We start from the raw sequence: 23,423 nt of genomic DNA on the forward strand, positions 1-23,423 counted from the left end.
TCTAATTTGAATAATTTCTGATAAAGAACCACATCGAAAACTATTCTAAACTAAAGGTTAAGTAATAAATTTTACTCACTCAATTGATAAAGTTTTATCAAAAATAAAAAACAGCTTTATAATTCTATTTAAAAGCTAAATAGATAAAAGAAACATATCCTATTAGCAGCACAAAACCTTTGATTCTTCCTATTTCATTTTTCTTATAAAAATAAGCCATCGGTAATAAAACAAAAGCGAAACCTAACATCCAGAATATATCTTTACTTAATATTTGTGGCTCGGTTACTTTTATAGTTGTTATCATAGAAGTTAAACCCAATACAGAAGCAATATTAAAAATATTAGACCCTAACAAGTTCCCTAATGATATTGCCTTTTCACCTCTTATTGCCGCTATTACTGAAGCTGCTAATTCCGGAACACTAGTTCCGATAGCAATCATCGTTACAGATATTACCCCTTCACTAATTCCTTGATTTCTTGCCAATGTTTTTGCGCCATCAACCAATAACTCAGAACCAAAATACAATGCCAATCCACCGATTAACAACCAAATGATTATTTTAAAATAACTTACCGCCGCCAGTGCATCATCTACCTCTTCACTGCTTTGATCTGATTTTGCATTTTTTATTAAATAAACTAAAAACAACGCTAAACCAATCAATAAAACACCACCTTCAATAGCATTTAAATCATTGTTATAGCTCAACATTCCCCAAAGAGCTAGAGAAAACAACATCATCACTGGCCAATTTATTTTATAAAAATCTTTACTTATTGCAATAGGACCAATTAACGCTGTTATACCTAAAACCATTCCGATATTAGCAATATTAGATCCAATAACATTGTTTATGGCAATTGCCGGAGAACCATCTAAAGCTGCCTGCAAACTAACTAATAGTTCTGGTGCTGAAGTTGCAAAAGAAACCACCGTCATACCAATTACCATTTTAGATATATTCAATTTAAAAGATAATCCCACAGAAGAACGAACTAAAAACTCCCCTCCAAAAACCAACAAAATCAATCCTATTATTATATATACAACACTCATGTAATATTATTATTTTTTGCGAAGATACTGCTTTGATTTCAAAAATTACAACCTTCAAATACATCAAAAAATACCTTCACCTAATTTTTAAAACAACACTTTTTATTTAGTTTTCAATAATCAAACAACTAAAAAAAGCTGCTATTTAAACACTTTTTGCTTTAGTTTTAAGTATTCATTTAAAAAACTTCTTTATTTTATTACATATTAAAACACAAAACAACCTAAAAAGTTAATAACTAAAACAAAGAACAAGTAATTTTAGTTTCAGATTAAAACACAATGCATTTTTTTATATTAATAATAAAACACAAACAGATTAATTTATACTTAAGTTTTTGGAAGTATGATTCTCTTTGATATATATTGATAAAACAATTCCGGAATCAATCAATATTAATCTATTAAAAACATTAAAATTCATGATAACTATTACTACTAAAATAATTACTATTGCAGTAAAAATTGCAACTATTATAACACTATTATACTAATCAAATTTTAAAACCAAACTATATATTATGCTAACATTTATCGGAGTATTATTAATTATTACAGGGTTAATTACCATTGTATTAAATTCAATTTTTAAAAACAGTAAAATACTAAACTGGTTCACCCTACAAAGAAGCATTCAGCTAACCATACTTGGTGCTCTTATGAGTATTATTACAGGAATGTTTTTTTACGCAGATGCCGGTACAGCCTATGCCGTACAATATGTTTCTGGTGGTGATAAAATGATTACCACACAAGGTTTAAAACTTAAATGGTGGGGAAGAATTATTCCGCTTTCATACGAAACATCAATAAAAGATATTATTGTTGATGATGAAAGTGAATTACCTAAAAGTGATCAAGGAATTTATAACCGAAAAGCTCAGAAATGGGAATTCAGTGATGCTATTAAAGCGGAGATAAGCACTTCTGTAATTGTAGGAGTTAACATTAACGACGAGGAAGTATTTTTAAATATGGCCGACAGAAACAGGAGTGAATCTAAATTAATATACGGAAGAGTTTTACCGAATATTGACGCAGCGATTAAAAATACATGTAAACTAATGGATGCCCAAGATTACATTTCTGGTCAAGCATCTGATTTTGACAGGTATTTTAGAGATCAATTAGAAAACGGAATGTATCAAGTAGAGCAATATTATGAAGCTGAAAATATGAATGAAATTGTAGGTGATACCACTACCATCAGAAAAATAAAGGTTGGTAAATCTAGTAAGCAAAAAAAGTTCAGAATAAAAAGAAATGACAATGGTAATATTGTTAGAGACAACTCTAATACCTTAAAACAATATGGTTTAAAAATATACCAAGCACAAGTAACGGGTATCGATTGGGAAGCTTCTTTTGACGAACGCTTAGATTTACAAAAAAATGAAGTTGCACAAACACAACTTGAAAAACAACAAGCAGAACGCGAATATTATAGAGCTAAAAAAGAAGTTGCAAAAGGAGAGTCTGAAAAAGCAAAAGAAAGAGCTCGTTTAGAGAAAATTCAAATTCAGCAAACCATTGAAGCTGAAACCGAAGCAAAAGTTGCTGGTTTTAACTTAATCAAAGAAAAAAAACAATACGAAGTTGAACAGTTTAAAGCAAAAAGTAAAAAAGTTGCTGCTGATGCAATGTATTACGAAAATTCTAAACTAGTTAGCGCTGGTTTAACTCCGCAAGAAAAGGCTGAGTGGGAATACAAAACAGCAGTTGGAGTAGCAGGCCAAATAAAAGATTTACAGCTACCATCTACATATATTGAAGGGAGTAAGAACGGGAATGACGGAAACTTGTTACAATCGCTAATTGGAGCAGATCTCGCCAAGAAAATGATGGAAAGTAAAAAGTAAACATCATATTTATTAAATTGAGTGGAGTAATCCTTTTTCACTTCACTCAGTTTAACAAATTATTTTTCAGTATTTTTGATATAGAATCAAACTTATAATGAAAAAACAATTTTTTAAATTTTTAGCAAAGTTAAATAAAATGATACTACCCTCTTTTACACAAAAAGAGTTAGACATTTCTAAAGCTACTAAATTTCAATTAGCAATTATTGGATGGCGTGCTTTTGTAACAATAAACTCACTAGACTAAAAAACTTATAATTATGAAAGAGCATATAAAAGTATATACAGGAACCACTATTTTAACAAACAGACTAGCTTTTTTACTTGACGAAGCTAACATAGCAACTTTAATTAAAGACAGTAAAGAATCTGGTAGATTAGCTGGTTTTGGATCAACTGGAGATTCTTGTGAATTATTCATCTACAAATCTGATTCTGAGCATGCTCAGGAAATAATAGATAATTTTAAGCAAGAGGTTAATTAATTTTAAAAAATAAAAAGCAAAAAAAAATGTTTTTTTGCTTTTTTAATTAAAAAACATCTGTATATTTGCACCCGCAAAACGGCCTCGTGGCGCAACTGAATAGCGCACTTGATTACGGCTCAAGAGGTTGCTGGTTTGAATCCAGCCGAGGTCACTAAAAAAACCACATATTAATTTATGTGGTTTTTTTGCTTTTAATAAATAGCGTAAAATACAGTCATAAAAAAACCTCGAAGATAACTTCGAGGTTTTTTTATGACTATGTAAAGCACATTAATTATTGACCTTTACGTTTTTTCCTCCATCTAAAATATAAAAATAAGAACGTCTATTCTTTTGATGCTCCTCTTTACTACATTTACTTTGATTTGCATCATCACAGTCGTTTAATAATTGACTTTCTCCAAATCCTAAAGCACTTTTAATTCTGTTTGATGCAATACCTCTAGAAACAATATAATCTTTCGTAGAAATAGCTCTACTAGTTGATAAACGCTTATTATACTCTTTAGTTCCTCTACTATCGGTATGTGATTCTATTTTTATAACCATTTCGGGGTGATTTTTCATCACAGATACGATATGCTCCAATTCATATTCTGCATCTTCTCTAATATTAGATAAGTCAAAATCAAAATAAATAGGTTTAATTACTATTTGATCCTCTACAATAAGAGACTCCAGTGTTAAATTTGCATTAATTAACTTATTATTTACATCTACTGTTTGTACTTGTTTTTGTGTATCTTTAAAATCTACTTTAGAAGCTACTACTGTAAAATTATTCTCACAATCTATTCTTTTAAAAACATACCTTCCATCTTCTTTTGTTATCTGTTTTGAAATAGGGTTGCCTTCTGAATCAATCAATCTAACCTCTACATTAAACATTGGGTTACCTGTACGAGAATTAGTAACAACACCTTCTATATCTTCTTTACAGTCATAAATTAAAAAGCTATAAATATCATCATCTCCTTTACCCCCTTTTCTATTTGACGAGAAAAAACCTTTACTTCTTTGATTATTTATTACAAAAGAAAAATCATCTAAAGGGCCATTTACGGGTGCCCCTAAGTTTATTGGTCTTGAAAATTTACTGTTTTTTATTTTCGATTCAAAAACATCTAAAGCTCCTAGCCCTATATGACCATCTGAGGCAAAATAAAGAGTATTATCAACACCTACAAAAGGAAACATCTCTCTACTTTCTGTATTAATTTGTTTTCCTAAATTGATAGGTTCTCCGTATTTATCATCTTCTAATATAGCTACTTTATAAATATCTGTTTCTCCAAATCCATTTGGCATATCAGAAACAAAATATAATGTCTTTTCATCAGGACTTAATGCTGGATGTCCATATGAATAATTATCTGTATTAAAAGGTAGTTCTCTTACTTTTGACCATTCACCATCAACATTAGTTGCTTTATAAATTTTTAAATGAGTTGTACGATTATCATCTCCTTTTAGCTCTTCACCGTCAAAATTATCTCTAGTAAAATACATTGTTTTACCGTTTTTAGTGATAATAGTGTTTGACTCGTGATAACTTGTTGATAATTCTTTTAACCTTTTTGCTTCAGAAATATCAAGGATTTTATCAGTATCTATATCTTTTAATTCAGAGCTATATATGTTTAAGAAAGGTTGATTATTCCATTCATATAACTTAACATCTTTTTTAATATTTAAAGGTTTAGTTGAGGCATAATATAATTTGTTATCAAATATAAAACCACCGAAATCTGAATATTTTGTGTTTGTAGCTACATTATGAACATTTATATAAATCTTTTCTTTATTCGTGTATTCTACAAAATAATCTTGATTTTCATCTAATGCAATTGGTCTACTATCTGTTGCTTCAATTTTTTTTATTTTTTGAAGCCATTTATCTGATTCAGAAACTTTACCGTTACTTTTTAATACCTGTGCATATCTAAAAAAGTGTTTTGTTGTTTCTTTATTTTCAAAATTCTGCATTAATTCTTCATACCACACCTCTGCCTTCAGAAACTCTGCATTATAATAATATGAATCAGCTAACCTACTTACAACTACTTGTGATGTATCTCCTTTTTGATACAAAACTTCATAAAGCTCTGCAGATTTTTTATAAGCAAACTCTTTAAAGTATCTGTCTGCTGCATATTTTCGTTGTCCAAAACTAACAACGCTGGTAATTAAGAATACTAATAGTATTGTTTTTTTCATCTGTTATTATATTTAGAAGAATCTTGGCGACTTCATTGTTTGTTGTTTAAAAATCTCGTAACGTAGCATTAATTCATAAGTCCCTGAATTATAATTACTATAATTAGAAGTCGTTAAATCATATGCAAATCCTATATACATACTTCTACTTGCTTGGAAACCTAATAAAGCACTTAACGAATCATCCCACCTCCATGCTAATCCTGCAGTAAACTTTTCTTGAAATAGGAAATTTGCAGAAACATCTATAGACAAAGGAGCTCCTTTTACAATTTTTGCCAAGGCCGCTGGTTTAAATTTTAAATCTTCGTTTATATCAAAAACATAACCTGTTATTAAAAAGAAATGTAAACGTTCTTCAGCTACATCTCCTCCATTTACTGTATCATCATAATGGTCTGTTCTTAATAAATTAGGAACCGCTAAACCAACATACCATTTTGGTTTATGAAAATATACACCTGCTCCAATAGTTGGTAAAAACTCACTAACATTATCAGACAAAAGAGCATCTGGATTTTGTGAAAGCCCTTTACTCCAGTCAATACTTAAATGTCTAGCTCCTAACTTTAATCCAAATGCTAAATTTCCTTCATCACCTGTACGTATTGTATACGAAACATTAGCATCTAAATAAATTTCATTTGAAGGCCCAATTCTGTCATTTGTTAAATTAACCCCCAATCCTACTCCACTATATCCCAAAGGAGTGTCATAACTTAATGTTTGGGTATCTGGCGCACCATCTAAACCAACCCATTGAGTTCTACCTAGTGCAGTTATTGTTGTATGCCCCCTAGAGCCTACATAAGCAGGGTTAACACTCATTGTATTATACATATATTGAGTATACTGCGGATCTTGCTGTGAGTAAACAACTCCTGATAAACTTAATAACAATAGTAATGTTATTTTTATATGAAAATTTATTCTATTCATACTTAAAGTATTTCATTTTACGATTTAATTATTTTATCTATTTATATATAACCATCCAGATGTAGGTTCAGAACCATCTCCAAGATCTAACACATAAAAATAAGTTCCAACAGGTAACTTACCTTCTTCATTTATTGTCACCCTACCGTTAGATATTCCTTTGAATGAAACATCAGTATTATTGTAACCTGAAGCTTTATAAACAGTGTTTCCCCATCTGTTATAAATCTCTAAGCTATTGTTAGGGTAATTCTCTATACAATCGATTACAAAAACATCATTATTTCCATCACCATTAGGTGTAAATTCATTAAATATTTTTATACATGCTTCTGCATCTCCAAAAACACCATCATCACCATCTACACTATCTGCAATTCCATCGCCATCGGCATCGGTTCCACTATCACCTACTGTTCCGTTTCCGCCATCGGTTGGATCAGTTGGATCGGTATCGTTTACGTCTGTGTTTCCTGCATCTCCAAAGTTTCCGTTGTCATCATCTACTTCGTCTAAAATTCCATCGCCATCACTATCATCTCCATCAACAATTCCGTCTCCGTTAGCATCTGAATCATCATTTCCGCCTTCTACAACATCATTGATTCCGTCATCGTCACTATCTAAATCTTGGTAATCTGGAACGCCATCGCCATCACTGTCGGTATTATCAGGCTCTCCTCCATTACCTTCTCCGAAGTTAGCATCGTCTGCATCTGCACTATCTACGATTCCATCGCCATCGGCATCTATTCCGTCTGCAATTCCGTCGTTATTAGCATCGATATTATCATCTTCTATAACATCATTGATTCCGTCGTTATCGCTATCTAAATCTTGATAATCTGGTACACCATCGCCATCGGTATCTGGCTCTTCATCTGCATCTACTGATGCGTCTGCTTGACCATCACCATTTGTATCGGCTCCTGATGCGCCATCATTGGTATCGATAACTCCGTCGCCATTAGTATCTAAATCAGCGTTTCCGCCTTCATCAACATCTAAAATCCCATCGTTATCCGAGTCTAAATCTAAACTATCTGGTACGCCATCGCCGTCTGTATCGTCGTTTCCTTCTAATGCATCTGGTATACCATCGTTGTCATCATCTATATCATCTGCATCTACAATTCCATCGCCATCAGTGTCGATTGCATCTCCGAAGTTGGCATCATCACCATCTACACTATCTGCAATTCCATCGCCATCTGCATCGGTTCCACTATCACCGACTGTTCCGTTTCCGCCATCGGTTGGATCTGTTGGATCGGTATCGTTTACGTCTGTGTTTCCTGCATCTCCAAAGTTTCCGTTGTCATCATCTACTTCGTCTAAAATTCCATCGCCATCACTATCATCTCCATCAACAATTCCGTCTCCATTAGCATCTGAATCATCATTTCCGCCTTCTACAACATCATTGATTCCGTCGTCGTCACTATCTAAATCTTGGTAATCTGGAACGCCATCGCCATCGCTGTCCGTATTATCAGGTTCTCCTCCATTACCTTCTCCGAAGTTTGCATCATCTGCATCTGCACTATCTACGATTCCATCGCCATCGGCATCTATTCCGTCTGCAATTCCGTCGTTATTAGCATCGATATTATCATCTTCTATAACATCATTGATTCCGTCGTTATCGCTATCTAAATCTTGATAATCTGGTACACCATCGCCATCGGTATCTGGTTCTTCATCTGCATCTACTGATGCGTCTGCTTGACCATCACCATTTGTATCGGCTCCTGATGCGCCATCATTTGTATCGATAACTCCGTCGCTATTAGTATCTAAATCACCGTTTCCGCCTTCATCAACATCTAAAATTCCGTCATTATCACTATCTAAATCTAAACTATCTGGTACTCCATCTCCGTCGGTATCGCCATTTCCTTCTGCTGCATCTGGTATACCATCGTTGTCATCATCTATATCATCTGCATCTACAATTCCATCTCCATCAGTGTCTAAAAACACAATTACATCTACAGTGGTTGTATCACAGTTACTTGGTACTGCTATCTCACAAATAGTATACGTTAATGTGTAGTTTCCTGAATCTGTACCTGCTGGTACAACAACGTTTCCGTTGCCATCTATTGTGATTCCTGATCCGTCATCGTTATCTAAGGTGATATTGATTTCTGAATCTACAACTGCTACTCCGTTTAAAGTATCGTTTGCGGTGACATCGCCTGAGGTTCCTCCTGCTGCTCCATCTACTGGGGTTGCTGTGAAATCATCTACTACCGCATCGATTGTTCCGTTTACAATTACATCTACAGTGGTTGTATCACAGTTACTTGGTACTGCTATCTCACAAATAGTATACGTTAATGTATAGTTTCCTGAACCTGTACCTGCTGGTACAACAACGTTTCCGTTGCCATCTATTGTGATTCCTGATCCGTCATCGTTATCTAAGGTGATATTGATTTCTGAATCTACAACTGCTACTCCGTTTAAAGTATCGTTTGCGGTGACATCGCCTGAGGTTCCTCCTGCTGCTCCATCTACTGGGGTTGCTGTGAAATCATCTACTACCGCATCGATTGTTCCGTTTACAGTTACATCTACAGTGGTTGTATCACAGTTACTTGGTACTGCTATCTCACAAATAGTATACGTTAATGTATAGTTTCCTGAATCTGTACCTGCTGGTACAACAACGTTTCCGTTGCCATCTATTGTGATTCCTGATCCGTCATCGTTATCTAAGGTGATATTGATTTCTGAATCTACAACTGCTACTCCGTTTAAAGTATCGTTTGCGGTCACATCGCCTGAGGTTCCTCCTGCTGCTCCATCTACTGGGGTTGCTGTGAAATCATCTACTACCGCATCGATTGTTCCGTTTACAGTTACATCTACAGTGGTTGTATCACAGTTACTTGGTACTGCTATCTCACAAATAGTATACGTTAATGTATAGTTTCCTGAATCTGTACCTGCTGGTACAACAACGTTTCCGTTGCCATCTATTGTGATTCCTGATCCGTCATCGTTATCTAAGGTGATATTGATTTCTGAATCTACAACTGCTACTCCGTTTAAAGTATCGTTTGCGGTCACATCGCCTGAGGTTCCTCCTGCTGCTCCATCTACTGGGGTTGCTGTGAAATCATCTACTACCGCATCGATTGTTCCGTTTACAATTACATCTACAGTGGTTGTATCACAGTTACTTGGTACTGCTATCTCACAAATAGTATACGTTAATGTATAGTTTCCTGAATCTGTACCTGCTGGTACAACAACGTTTCCGTTGCCATCTATTGTGATTCCTGATCCGTCATCGTTATCTAAGGTGATATTGATTTCTGAATCTACAACTGCTACTCCGTTTAAAGTATCGTTTGCGGTCACATCGCCTGAGGTTCCTCCTGCTGCTCCATCTACTGAGGTTGCTGTGAAATCATCTACTACCGCATCGATTGTTCCGTTTACAATTACATCTACAGTGGTTGTATCACAGTTACTTGGTACTGCTATCTCACAAATAGTATACGTTAATGTGTAGTTTCCTGAATCTGTACCTGCTGGTACAACAACGTTTCCGTTGCCATCTATTGTGATTCCTGATCCGTCATCGTTATCTAAGGTGATATTGATTTCTGAATCTACAACTGCTACTCCGTTTAAAGTATCGTTTGCGGTCACATCGCCTGAGGTTCCTCCTGCTGCTCCATCTACTGGGGTTGCTGTGAAATCATCTACTACCGCATCGATTGTTCCGTTTACAATTACATCTACAGTGGTTGTATCACAGTTACTTGGTACTGCTATCTCACAAATAGTATACGTTAATGTATAGTTTCCTGAATCTGTACCTGCTGGTACAACAACGTTTCCGTTGCCATCTATTGTGATTCCTGATCCGTCATCGTTATCTAAGGTGATATTGATTTCTGAATCTACAACTGCTACTCCGTTTAAAGTATCGTTTGCGGTCACATCGCCTGAGGTTCCTCCTGCTGCTCCATCTACTGGGGTTGCTGTGAAATCATCTACTACCGCATCGATTGTTCCGTTTACAATTACATCTACAGTGGTTGTATCACAGTTACTTGGTACTGCTATCTCACAAATAGTATACGTTAATGTATAGTTTCCTGAATCTGTACCTGCTGGTACAACAACGTTTCCGTTGCCATCTATTGTGATTCCTGATCCGTCATCGTTATCTAAGGTGATATTGATTTCTGAATCTACAACTGCTACTCCGTTTAAAGTATCGTTTACGGTCACATCGCCTGAGGTTCCTCCTGCTGCTCCATCTACTGGGGTTGCTGTGAAATCATCTACTACCGCATCGATTGTTCCGTTTACAATTACATCTACAGTGGTTGTATCACAGTTACTTGGTACTGCTATCTCACAAATAGTATACGTTAATGTGTAGTTTCCTGAATCTGTACCTGCTGGTACAACAACGTTTCCGTTGCCATCTATTGTGATTCCTGATCCGTCATCGTTATCTAAGGTGATATTGATTTCTGAATCTACAACTGCTACTCCGTTTAAAGTATCGTTTGCGGTCACATCGCCTGAGGTTCCTCCTGCTGCTCCATCTACTGGGGTTGCTGTGAAATCATCTACTACCGCATCGATTGTTCCGTTTACAATTACATCTACAGTGGTTGTATCACAGTTACTTGGTACTGCTATCTCACAAATAGTATACGTTAATGTATAGTTTCCTGAATCTGTACCTGCTGGTACAACAACGTTTCCGTTGCCATCTATTGTGATTCCTGATCCGTCATCGTTATCTAAGGTGATATTGATTTCTGAATCTACAACTGCTACTCCGTTTAAAGTATCGTTTGCGGTCACATCGCCTGAGGTTCCTCCTGCTGCTCCATCTACTGGGGTTGCTGTGAAATCATCTACTACCGCATCGATTGTTCCGTTTACAATTACATCTACAGTGGTTGTATCACAGTTACTTGGTACTGCTATCTCACAAATAGTATACGTTAATGTGTAGTTTCCTGAATCTGTACCTGCTGGTACAACAACGTTTCCGTTGCCATCTATTGTGATTCCTGATCCGTCATCGTTATCTAAGGTGATATTGATTTCTGAATCTACAACTGCTACTCCGTTTAAAGTATCGTTTGCGGTCACATCGCCTGAGGTTCCTCCTGCTGCTCCATCTACTGGGGTTGCTGTGAAATCATCTACTACCGCATCGATTGTTCCGTTTACAATTACATCTACAGTGGTTGTATCACAGTTACTTGGTACTGCTATCTCACAAATAGTATACGTTAATGTGTAGTTTCCTGAATCTGTACCTGCTGGTACAACAACGTTTCCGTTGCCATCTATTGTGATTCCTGATCCGTCATCGTTATCTAAGGTGATATTGATTTCTGAATCTACAACTGCTACTCCGTTTAAAGTATCGTTTGCGGTCACATCGCCTGAGGTTCCTCCTGCTGCTCCATCTACTGGGGTTGCTGTGAAATCATCTACTACCGCATCGATTGTTCCGTTTACAATTACATCTACAGTGGTTGTATCACAGTTACTTGGTACTGCTATCTCACAAATAGTATACGTTAATGTATAGTTTCCTGAATCTGTACCTGCTGGTACAACAACGTTTCCGTTGCCATCTATTGTGATTCCTGATCCGTCATCGTTATCTAAGGTGATATTGATTTCTGAATCTACAACTGCTACTCCGTTTAAAGTATCGTTTGCGGTCACATCGCCTGAGGTTCCTCCTGCTGCTCCATCTACTGGGGTTGCTGTGAAATCATCTACTACCGCATCGATTGTTCCGTTTACAATTACATCTACAGTGGTTGTATCACAGTTACTTGGTACTGCTATCTCACAAATAGTATACGTTAATGTATAGTTTCCTGAATCTGTACCTGCTGGTACAACAACGTTTCCGTTGCCATCTATTGTGATTCCTGATCCGTCATCGTTATCTAAGGTGATATTGATTTCTGAATCTACAACTGCTACTCCGTTTAAAGTATCGTTTACGGTCACATCGCCTGAGGTTCCTCCTGCTGCTCCATCTACTGGGGTTGCTGTGAAATCATCTACTACCGCATCGATTGTTCCGTTTACAATTACATCTACAGTGGTTGTATCACAGTTACTTGGTACTGCTATCTCACAAATAGTATACGTTAATGTGTAGTTTCCTGAATCTGTACCTGCTGGTACAACAACGTTTCCGTTGCCATCTATTGTGATTCCTGATCCGTCATCGTTATCTAAGGTGATATTGATTTCTGAATCTACAACTGCTACTCCGTTTAAAGTATCGTTTGCGGTCACATCGCCTGAGGTTCCTCCTGCTGCTCCATCTACTGGGGTTGCTGTGAAATCATCTACTACCGCATCGATTGTTCCGTTTACAATTACATCTACAGTGGTTGTATCACAGTTACTTGGTACTGCTATCTCACAAATAGTATACGTTAATGTATAGTTTCCTGAATCTGTACCTGCTGGTACAACAACGTTTCCGTTGCCATCTATTGTGATTCCTGATCCGTCATCGTTATCTAAGGTGATATTGATTTCTGAATCTACAACTGCTACTCCGTTTAAAGTATCGTTTGCGGTCACATCGCCTGAGGTTCCTCCTGCTGCTCCATCTACTGGGGTTGCTGTGAAATCATCTACTACCGCATCGATTGTTCCGTTTACAATTACATCTACAGTGGTTGTATCACAGTTACTTGGTACTGCTATCTCACAAATAGTATACGTTAATGTGTAGTTTCCTGAATCTGTACCTGCTGGTACAACAACGTTTCCGTTGCCATCTATTGTGATTCCTGATCCGTCATCGTTATCTAAGGTGATATTGATTTCTGAATCTACAACTGCTACTCCGTTTAAAGTATCGTTTGCGGTCACATCGCCTGAGGTTCCTCCTGCTGCTCCATCTACTGGGGTTGCTGTGAAATCATCTACTACCGCATCGATTGTTCCGTTTACAATTACATCTACAGTGGTTGTATCACAGTTACTTGGTACTGCTATCTCACAAATAGTATACGTTAATGTGTAGTTTCCTGAATCTGTACCTGCTGGTACAACAACGTTTCCGTTGCCATCTATTGTGATTCCTGATCCGTCATCGTTATCTAAGGTGATATTGATTTCTGAATCTACAACTGCTACTCCGTTTAAAGTATCGTTTGCGGTCACATCGCCTGAGGTTCCTCCTGCTGCTCCATCTACTGGGGTTGCTGTGAAATCATCTACTACCGCATCGATTGTTCCGTTTACAATTACATCTACAGTGGTTGTATCACAGTTACTTGGTACTGCTATCTCACAAATAGTATACGTTAATGTATAGTTTCCTGAATCTGTACCTGCTGGTACAACAACGTTTCCGTTGCCATCTATTGTGATTCCTGATCCGTCATCGTTATCTAAGGTGATATTGATTTCTGAATCTACAACTGCTACTCCGTTTAAAGTATCGTTTGCGGTCACATCGCCTGAGGTTCCTCCTGCTGCTCCATCTACTGGGGTTGCTGTGAAATCATCTACTACCGCATCGGTTGTTCCGTTTACAATTACATCTACAGTGGTTGTATCACAGTTACTTGGTACTGCTATCTCACAAATAGTATACGTTAATGTGTAGTTTCCTGAATCTGTACCTGCTGGTACAACAACGTTTCCGTTGCCATCTATTGTGATTCCTGATCCGTCATCGTTATCTAAGGTGATATTGATTTCTGAATCTACAACTGCTACTCCGTTTAAAGTATCGTTTGCGGTCACATCGCCTGAGGTTCCTCCTGCTGCTCCATCTACTGGGGTTGCTGTGAAATCATCTACTACCGCATCGATTGTTCCGTTTACAATTACATCTACAGTGGTTGTATCACAGTTACTTGGTACTGCTATCTCACAAATAGTATACGTTAATGTATAGTTTCCTGAATCTGTACCTGCTGGTACAACAACGTTTCCGTTGCCATCTATTGTGATTCCTGATCCGTCATCGTTATCTAAGGTGATATTGATTTCTGAATCTACAACTGCTACTCCGTTTAAAGTATCGTTTGCGGTCACATCGCCTGAGGTTCCTCCTGCTGCTCCATCTACTGGGGTTGCTGTGAAATCATCTACTACCGCATCGATTGTTCCGTTTACAATTACATCTACAGTGGTTGTATCACAGTTACTTGGTACTGCTATCTCACAAATAGTATACGTTAATGTGTAGTTTCCTGAATCTGTACCTGCTGGTACAACAACGTTTCCGTTGCCATCTATTGTGATTCCTGATCCGTCATCGTTATCTAAGGTGATATTGATTTCTGAATCTACAACTGCTACTCCGTTTAAAGTATCGTTTGCGGTCACATCGCCTGAGGTTCCTCCTGCTGCTCCATCTACTGGGGTTGCTGTGAAATCATCTACTACCGCATCGATTGTTCCGTTTACAATTACATCTACAGTGGTTGTATCACAGTTACTTGGTACTGCTATCTCACAAATAGTATACGTTAATGTATAGTTTCCTGAATCTGTACCTGCTGGTACAACAACGTTTCCGTTGCCATCTATTGTGATTCCTGATCCGTCATCGTTATCTAAGGTGATATTGATTTCTGAATCTACAACTGCTACTCCGTTTAAAGTATCGTTTGCGGTCACATCGCCTGAGGTTCCTCCTGCTGCTCCATCTACTGGGGTTGCTGTGAAATCATCTACTACCGCATCGATTGTTCCGTTTACAATTACATCTACAGTGGTTGTATCACAGTTACTTGGTACTGCTATCTCACAAATAGTATACGTTAATGTGTAGTTTCCTGAATCTGTACCTGCTGGTACAACAACGTTTCCGTTGCCATCTATTGTGATTCCTGATCCGTCATCGTTATCTAAGGTGATATTGATTTCTGAATCTACAACTGCTACTCCGTTTAAAGTATCGTTTGCGGTCACATCGCCTGAGGTTCCTCCTGCTGCTCCATCTACTGGGGTTGCTGTGAAATCATCTACTACCGCATCGATTGTTCCGTTTACAATTACATCTACAGTGGTTGTATCACAGTTACTTGGTACTGCTATCTCACAAATAGTATACGTTAATGTGTAGTTTCCTGAATCTGTACCTGCTGGTACAACAACGTTTCCGTTGCCATCTATTGTGATTCCTGATCCGTCATCGTTATCTAAGGTGATATTGATTTCTGAATCTACAACTGCTACTCCGTTTAAAGTATCGTTTGCGGTCACATCGCCTGAGGTTCCTCCTGCTGCTCCATCTACTGGGGTTGCTGTGAAATCATCTACTACCGCATCGATACAACTAACTGTAATTGTAAATGATGAAGATTCAGTAGAACAACCGTTTCCGTCTGTTACTGTGTAAGTAATATTCGTTGTACCTGCAGAAACAGCAGAAACTTCTCCTGTACTAGTGTTAATTGAAGCGACTCCAGGAGTGTCAGAACTCCAAACGATAGTCCCAATCGCTGTTGTTGATAAAGTAGTCATTTCCCCATTACAAAGAAGATTATCTCCTGTTATACCAGGAGCATTTGGAACAGAATTAATTGTTACTGATACATCTGAACTATCGGGACAAGGACCTGTTGTAATATATGTTACGGTATATGCTCCTGGTGTTGATGCACTAACATCAATTACTCCTGAAGAAGCATTAATTATAAGTCCTACTGTACTTGTAAAATTACCTCCAGTATCTCCCGTTATTGTAGGTGTTGGATCTGTTGCATCTGCGCAATATGCTCCTGTGCTATAATTAAAACTAGAATGTTCTAAATCATTAATAGTTACTGATACGTCCGAACTATTAGGACAAGCTCCTGATGTGGTATAAGTCACTGTATATGTACCCGGTGTTGATACATCTAAATCAATACCACCATTACCGGGCTTTATATTTAAGCCTGCTGGTGAGCTAGTAAATGTTCCACCAGCTAATCCTCCAATAGTTGGTGTTGGGTCTACTCCAGTCTGACAATAAGATGCTGCGTTATAATTAAAACTTGCATCGTCTAAGGCATTTACCGTTATCGTTCCTGTAGCGTTTACTGTTCCACAGCCTCCCGTTAATGGAATACTATAGTTAAATATTCCTGATACTGTTGGAGTTCCTGTAATTGTAATAACATCTGATGACCAAGAAGCGGTTACTCCTGCTGGTAAATCTGTTGCTGCTCCGATACCTGTAGCTCCACTAGTTGCAATCGTAATATCTGTTAATGCTGTATCAATACATAACGTTGGCGTTGTACTTGCCCCGGCTGCTGTATTGTTTGGTGTTACCGTTATCGTTCCTGTAGCGTTTACTGTTCCACAGCCTCCTGTTAATGGAATACTATAGTTAAATATTCCTGATGCTGTTGGAGTTCCTGTTATTGTAATAACATCTGATGACCAAGAAGCGGTTACTCCTGCTGGTAAATCTGTTGCTGCTCCGATACCTGTAGCTCCACTAGTTGCAATCGTAATATCTGTTAATGCTGTATCAATACATAACGTTGGCGTTGTACTTGCCCCGGCTGCTGTATTGTTTGGTGTTACCGTTATCGTTCCTGTAGCGTTTACTGTTCCACAGCCTCCTGTTAATGGAATACTATAGTTAAATATTCCTGATGCTGTTGGAGTTCCTGTAATTGTAATAACATCTGATGACCAAGAAGCGGTTACTCCTGCTGGTAAATCTGTTGCTGCTCCGATACCTGTAGCTCCACTAGTTGCAATCGTAATATCTGTCAATGCTGTATCAATACATAACGTTGGCGTTGTACTTGCCCCGGCTGCTGTATTGTTTGGTGTTACCGTTATCGTTCCTGTAGCGTTTACTGTTCCACAGCCTCCTGTTAATGGAATACTATAGTTAAATATTCCTGATGCTGTTGGAGTTCCTGTTATTGTAATAACATCTGATGACCAAGAAGCGGTTACTCCTGCTGGTAAATCTGTTGCTGCTCCGATACCTGTAGCTCCACTAGTTGCAATCGTAATATCTGTTAATGCTGTATCAATACATAACGTTGGCGTTGTACTTGCCCCGGCTGCTGTATTGTTTGGTGTTACCGTTATCGTTCCTGTAGCGTTTACTGTTCCACAGCCTCCTGTTAATGGAATACTATAGTTAAATATTCCTGATGCTGTTGGAGTTCCTGTTATTGTAATAACATCTGATGACCAAGAAGCGGTTACTCCTGCTGGTAAATCTGTTGCTGCTCCGATACCTGTAGCTCCACTAGTTGCAATCGTAATATCTGTTAATGCTGTATCAATACATAACGTTGGCGTTGTACTTGCCCCGGCTGCTGTATTGTTTGGTGTTACCGTTATCGTTCCTGTAGCGTTTACTGTTCCACAGCCTCCTGTTAATGGAATACTATAGTTAAATATTCCTGATGCTGTTGGAGTTCCTGTAATTGTAATAACATCTGATGACCAAGAAGCGGTTACTCCTGCTGGTAAATCTGTTGCTGCTCCGATACCTGTAGCTCCACTAGTTGCAATCGTAATATCTGTCAATGCTGTATCAATACATAACGTTGGCGTTGTACTTGCCCCGGCTGCTGTATTGTTTGGTGTTATCGTTATCGTTCCTGTAGCGTTTACTGTTCCACAGCCTCCTGTTAATGGAATACTATAGTTAAATATTCCTGATGCTGTTGGAGTTCCTGTTATTGTAATAACATCTGATGACCAAGAAGCGGTTACTCCTGCTGGTAAATCTGTTGCTGCTCCGATACCTGTAGCTCCACTAGTTGCAATCGTAATATCTGTTAATGCTGTATCAATACATAACGTTGGCGTTGTACTTGCCCCGGCTGCTGTATTGTTTGGTGTTACCGTTATCGTTCCTGTAGCGTTTACTGTTCCACAGCCTCCTGTTAATGGAATACTATAGTTAAATATTCCTGATGCTGTTGGAGTTCCTGTTATTGTAATAACATCTGATGACCAAGAAGCGGTTACTCCTGCTGGTAAATCTGTTGCTGCTCCGATACCTGTAGCTCCACTAGTTGCAATCGTAATATCTGTTAATGCTGTATCAATACATAACGTTGGCGTTGTACTTGCCCCGGCTGCTGTATTGTTTGGTGTTACCGTTATCGTTCCTGTAGCGTTTACTGTTCCACAGCCTCCTGTTAATGGAATACTATAGTTAAATATTCCTGATGCTGTTGGAGTTCCTGTTATTGTAATAACATCTGATGACCAAGAAGCGGTTACTCCTGCTGGTAAATCTGTTGCTGCTCCGATACCTGTAGCTCCACTAGTTGCAATCGTAATATCTGTTAATGCTGTATCAATACATAACGTTGGCGTTGTACTTGCCCCGGCTGCTGTATTGTTTGGTGTTACCGTTATCGTTCCTGTAGCGTTTACTGTTCCACAGCCTCCTGTTAATGGAATACTATAGTTAAATATTCCTGATGCTGTTGGAGTTCCTGTTATTGTAATAACATCTGATGACCAAGAAGCGGTTACTCCTGCTGGTAAATCTGTTGCTGCTCCGATACCTGTAGCTCCACTAGTTGCAATCGTAATATCTGTTAATGCTGTATCAATACATAACGTTGGCGTTGTACTTGCCCCGGCTGCTGTATTGTTTGGTGTTACCGTTATCGTTCCTGTAGCGTTTACTGTTCCACAGCCTCCTGTTAATGGAATACTATAGTTAAATATTCCTGATGCTGTTGGAGTTCCTGTTATTGTAATAACATCTGATGACCAAGAAGCGGTTACTCCTGCTGGTAAATCTGTTGCTGCTCCGATACCTGTAGCTCCACTAGTTGCAATCGTAATATCTGTTAATGCTGTATCAATACATAACGTTGGCGTTGTACTTGCCCCGGCTGCTGTATTGTTTGGTGTTACCGTTATCGTTCCTGTAGCGTTTACTGTTCCACAGCCTCCTGTTAATGGAATACTATAGTTAAATATTCCTGATGCTGTTGGAGTTCCTGTTATTGTAATAACATCTGATGACCAAGAAGCGGTTACTCCTGCTGGTAAATCTGTTGCTGCTCCGATACCTGTAGCTCCACTAGTTGCAATCGTAATATCTGTTAATGCTGTATCAATACATAACGTTGGCGTTGTACTTGCCCCGGCTGCTGTATTGTTTGGTGTTACCGTTATCGTTCCTGTAGCGTTTACTGTTCCACAGCCTCCTGTTAATGGAATACTATAGTTAAATATTCCTGATGCTGTTGGAGTTCCTGTTATTGTAATAACATCTGATGACCAAGAAGCGGTTACTCCTGCTGGTAAATCTGTTGCTGCTCCGATACCTGTAGCTCCACTAGTTGCAATCGTAATATCTGTCAATGCTGTATCAATACATAACGTTGGCGTTGTACTTGCCCCGGCTGCTGTATTGTTTGGTGTTACCGTTATCGTTCCTGTAGCGTTTACTGTTCCACAGCCTCCTGTTAATGGAATACTATAGTTAAATATTCCTGATGCTGTTGGAGTTCCTGTTATTGTAATAACATCTGATGACCAAGAAGCGGTTACTCCTGCTGGTAAATCTGTTGCTGCTCCGATACCTGTAGCTCCACTAGTTGCAATCGTAATATCTGTCAATGCTGTATCAATACATAACGTTGGCGTTGTACTTGCCCCGGCTGCTGTATTGTTTGGTGTTACCGTTATCGTTCCTGTAGCGTTTACTGTTCCACAGCCTCCTGTTAATGGAATACTATAGTTAAATATTCCTGATGCTGTTGGAGTTCCTGTTATTGTAATAACATCTGATGACCAAGAAGCGGTTACTCCTGCTGGTAAATCTGTTGCTGCTCCGATACCTGTAGCTCCACTAGTTGCAATCGTAATATCTGTTAATGCTGTATCAATACATAACGTTGGCGTTGTACTTGCCCCGGCTGCTGTATTGTTTGGTGTTACCGTTATCGTTCCTGTAGCGTTTACTGTTCCACAGCCTCCTGTTAATGGAATACTATAGTTAAATATTCCTGATGCTGTTGGAGTTCCTGTTATTGTAATAACATCTGATGACCAAGAAGCGGTTACTCCTGCTGGTAAATCTGTTGCTGCTCCGATACCTGTAGCTCCACTAGTTGCAATCGTAATATCTGTTAATGCTGTATCAATACATAACGTTGGCGTTGTACTTGCCCCGGCTGCTGTATTGTTTGGTGTTACCGTTATCGTTCCTGTAGCGTTTACTGTTCCACAGCCTCCTGTTAATGGAATACTATAGTTAAATATTCCTGATGCTGTTGGAGTTCCTGTTATTGTAATAACATCTGATGACCAAGAAGCGGTTACTCCTGCTGGTAAATCTGTTGCTGCTCCGATACCTGTAGCTCCACTAGTTGCAATCGTAATATCTGTTAATGCTGTATCAATACATAACGTTGGCATTGTACTTGCCGCGGCTGCTGTATTGTTTGGTGTTACCGTTATCGTTCCTGTAGCATTAACCGCAGGATTACAACCACCTGTTAACTCAATACTATAGTTAAAAGTTCCTGATGCAGTTGGTGTACCGCTAATAGTTATTTCATCGGAAGCCCATGAAGCACTTACTCCTGCTGGTAAACCATTTGCTCCCGAAACACCGTTATTAGAAATACCTGTAGCACCTGCTGTACTATGAGTAATATTTGTTAAAATTGTGTTTATACATACCGTTTCTGTACTAGAAGCTGCAGAAACTGTACAAGCACTACCATTAATTGTTATAATCAAGTTAGCATCATCTGATGTAAATGTATCTGATATTAAGTAATTAAACGTTTCTGTTAATGTTTGTCCTACTAATAAACTACTAACCGCAGGATTACCTGTATCTAAAACGTACGTATATGTACCATTAGGGTTTATTGTTATTGTACCATAGGTTCCTGCATAAACCAAGCCTCCTGGCGGAACTAAATTACCTTCTAAAGTAATTACAGAAACAGATGCCTCATCTTGCCAATATATATCTGAAACACCTGCTATTTGAAATCCTGGATCAACTGCTGTTACAGCTGGTCCATACCCATAACTTAGTCTTAATTTTTCTATTGGTTCTGTAAAGAAAACATTTATATTTCCTGTAGCTTCTGTTGTTGGTGCTGACCCTGTTCCGTAAAAAGTAGGGTTCCCTGTAGCAATAACATCTTCTGTTGTTATATAATTAAAAGAAGAGATAACAGCACCTGCGGCTGTTGTTCCTTCTATTCTTATTTGATCTTGCCAGGTATCTCCTTGTGAATAATCAATATCTACTAATAAAAAACCCAAGTTAAATACTGGTTTATCAAAATCGATAACCAAATCTGTAGTTGCACCAGGTATATTTGTTGCTGGATCTATATTGAAATACAAATACCCAGTATGGCCACCGTTTTGAGCAGTAGTGAATACCTTTTGATCATCTGTTGTACCAATACTACTAATATCTTCTGTTGTAAAATCTAAATCTGTAGCATTAATAGTCTTAGATTTTCCAGTAACTATTTCACCATCGATAAATTCATCTTCCCAAATTAAATGCGACAATCCTCTATCAATAGCATCTGCACCATCAGGACCATCATCTGTAATCACGTTTCCGTTAATTGTATTGTTAACATCTACGGTAATAGTATCAAAATTATCTTCAGCTACTGGTGGCTCTGTAACCCCATTAATATCTATAGAAAGAATACCTGTATCTGTAATCCCTAAATTATCAATTGCTGTATATGAAAAAATATCTTGTATTGTTTCTGTATCTTTTAAACCAGTAACCGTTGTATTTGTTTCATCAACATCATATATATAACTACCATCTGGCTGTATTATTATACTACCATAAAGAGTTGTATAAGCAACACCTACAGAAGATTGATATAAATTAATATCATCTACTAGTAATGGCGCATTTGTTGTTGAATCATTGATTAATACATCACCAGAAATAGTACCTGTATTATTAGCGGCTACTGAGTTTGTATCATCTATAACTGTTGGCAGTGTTGTAAACACCCTAATTATTGTTTGAGCACTAGCTGTATCACCTGATGTATCTGTCACCGTAACATCCATGGTTCTTATACCATCCGTGTATACAGGTGAATTATTTACTCCATCATTATCATTCCCGTAGTTAAAATCATTTAATAATTCTAAAAAAACACTATTAGGTATATTTCCTCCGCCAGATCTAACGACAGAAAAAGAACTATTTGTTCTCGTTAATGTTAATTGAACACCACTATATGTATGGGTATGTGTTTCATTTGGGGTAGTAAATCTATACTCATATGGGGCTCCTGCAGCCCCGTCGGTAAATTCTGCGTTATTTATATATATCAATTCAAACTCATCAACTACTCCACTTAAACTTATAGTCGCAGAAGTAATTTCATTTCCATCTGATGTTACAATAGGAGAAACACTTGTTCCGTAAATAGAAAAATACACTGGCTGAACTTGAAAATCGTGATTATTACCAGAAGTATTACTATTTAAATCTATAGTAGGTGCAGCAAACATTGCCGAAGAATAACTTCTTAAAGAAGTATTTACTGATGGTGTGTTTGGTATTAACCTATCGAAATACCCTTCCCACCAATTAGCGTTTGTAACTTTAATAGGATCTATAGGGCTACCATAAGAAAATATAGTAGCGAATAAAAAAACAAAAAACATAGGCACTACATTCTTCGAAGAATAAATGTAATTTTTTTTCATAAAAACGCAATTTAAATTATAATAACCTCTAACAGTGCTTTGCATTACACTATAATAAATACGATAAATAATACTTTTTGGTTTAAAAAACTAAAATAAATAATTACTTATTTTAGTACTCTCTAATCTATTTTTTTAAAAACAACCTGTAAT

The 23,423-nt window shown here is 37.6% G+C and carries 7 protein-coding genes and 1 tRNA gene; 4 read left to right on the forward strand and 4 right to left on the reverse strand.

The features are described 5' to 3' along the window. Window positions 1-124 precede the first annotated feature (124 nt). The gene (locus H0I30_RS07575) at window positions 125-1,063 is read right to left on the reverse strand and encodes a calcium/sodium antiporter (RefSeq protein WP_218771269.1); all 939 of its coding nucleotides are present in this window, start codon (window positions 1,061-1,063) and stop codon (window positions 125-127) included. Window positions 1,064-1,584: 521 nt separating this feature from the next. On the opposite strand from H0I30_RS07575, the gene H0I30_RS07580 reads away from it, so the two are divergent. The 4 genes from H0I30_RS07580 (at window position 1,585) to H0I30_RS07595 (ending at window position 3,564) form a co-directional block, all read left to right on the forward strand. Further along, window positions 1,585-2,922, forward strand: a complete 1,338-nt coding sequence (locus H0I30_RS07580) for an SPFH domain-containing protein (RefSeq protein ID WP_218771270.1) — start codon at window positions 1,585-1,587, stop codon at window positions 2,920-2,922. A gap of 97 nt (window positions 2,923-3,019) precedes the next feature. Then, window positions 3,020-3,172, forward strand: coding sequence for an SsrA-binding protein (locus H0I30_RS07585; RefSeq protein WP_218771271.1), 153 nt, complete (start codon window positions 3,020-3,022; stop codon window positions 3,170-3,172). 13 nt (window positions 3,173-3,185) lie between these two features. Beyond that, a complete protein-coding gene (locus tag H0I30_RS07590) occupies window positions 3,186-3,410 on the forward strand; it encodes a putative signal transducing protein (protein ID WP_218771272.1) in 225 nt (74 codons plus the stop codon). A gap of 80 nt (window positions 3,411-3,490) precedes the next feature. Beyond that, window positions 3,491-3,564, forward strand: a tRNA-Arg gene (locus H0I30_RS07595). A 119-nt stretch (window positions 3,565-3,683) separates the two neighbouring features. On the opposite strand, the gene H0I30_RS07600 is transcribed toward H0I30_RS07595, so the two are convergent. The 3 genes from H0I30_RS07600 to H0I30_RS07610 are packed head-to-tail and all read right to left on the reverse strand — an operon-like array spanning window position 3,684 to window position 23,270. Beyond that, a complete protein-coding gene (locus tag H0I30_RS07600) occupies window positions 3,684-5,630 on the reverse strand; it encodes an OmpA family protein (RefSeq protein ID WP_218771273.1) in 1,947 nt (648 codons plus the stop codon). A gap of 12 nt (window positions 5,631-5,642) precedes the next feature. Beyond that, on the reverse strand, window positions 5,643-6,569 hold the full coding sequence (locus H0I30_RS07605) for a type IX secretion system membrane protein PorP/SprF (RefSeq protein ID WP_315945330.1): 927 nt from the start codon (window positions 6,567-6,569) through the stop codon (window positions 5,643-5,645). 33 nt (window positions 6,570-6,602) lie between these two features. Next, a complete protein-coding gene (locus H0I30_RS07610) occupies window positions 6,603-23,270 on the reverse strand; it encodes a gliding motility-associated C-terminal domain-containing protein (RefSeq protein ID WP_218771274.1) in 16,668 nt (5,555 codons plus the stop codon). Window positions 23,271-23,423: the final 153 nt, after the last annotated feature.

The organism is Tenacibaculum sp. AHE14PA, assembly GCF_019278465.1.
GTDB lineage: Bacteria > Bacteroidota > Bacteroidia > Flavobacteriales > Flavobacteriaceae > Polaribacter > Polaribacter bernardetii.

Bases quoted from the DNA above. Each gene is read 5' to 3' on its own strand.
- H0I30_RS07575 (WP_218771269.1), bottom strand. From the start codon at position 1,063: ATGAGTGTTGTATATATAATAATAGGATTGATTTTGTTGGTTTTTGGA.
- H0I30_RS07585 (WP_218771271.1), top strand. From the start codon at position 3,020: ATGAAAAAACAATTTTTTAAATTTTTAGCAAAGTTAAATAAAATGATA.
- H0I30_RS07580 (WP_218771270.1), top strand. From the start codon at position 1,585: ATGCTAACATTTATCGGAGTATTATTAATTATTACAGGGTTAATTACC.
- H0I30_RS07590 (WP_218771272.1), top strand. From the start codon at position 3,186: ATGAAAGAGCATATAAAAGTATATACAGGAACCACTATTTTAACAAAC.
- H0I30_RS07610 (WP_218771274.1), bottom strand. From the start codon at position 23,270: ATGAAAAAAAATTACATTTATTCTTCGAAGAATGTAGTGCCTATGTTT.
- H0I30_RS07600 (WP_218771273.1), bottom strand. From the start codon at position 5,630: ATGAAAAAAACAATACTATTAGTATTCTTAATTACCAGCGTTGTTAGT.
- H0I30_RS07605 (WP_315945330.1), bottom strand. From the start codon at position 6,569: ATGAATAGAATAAATTTTCATATAAAAATAACATTACTATTGTTATTA.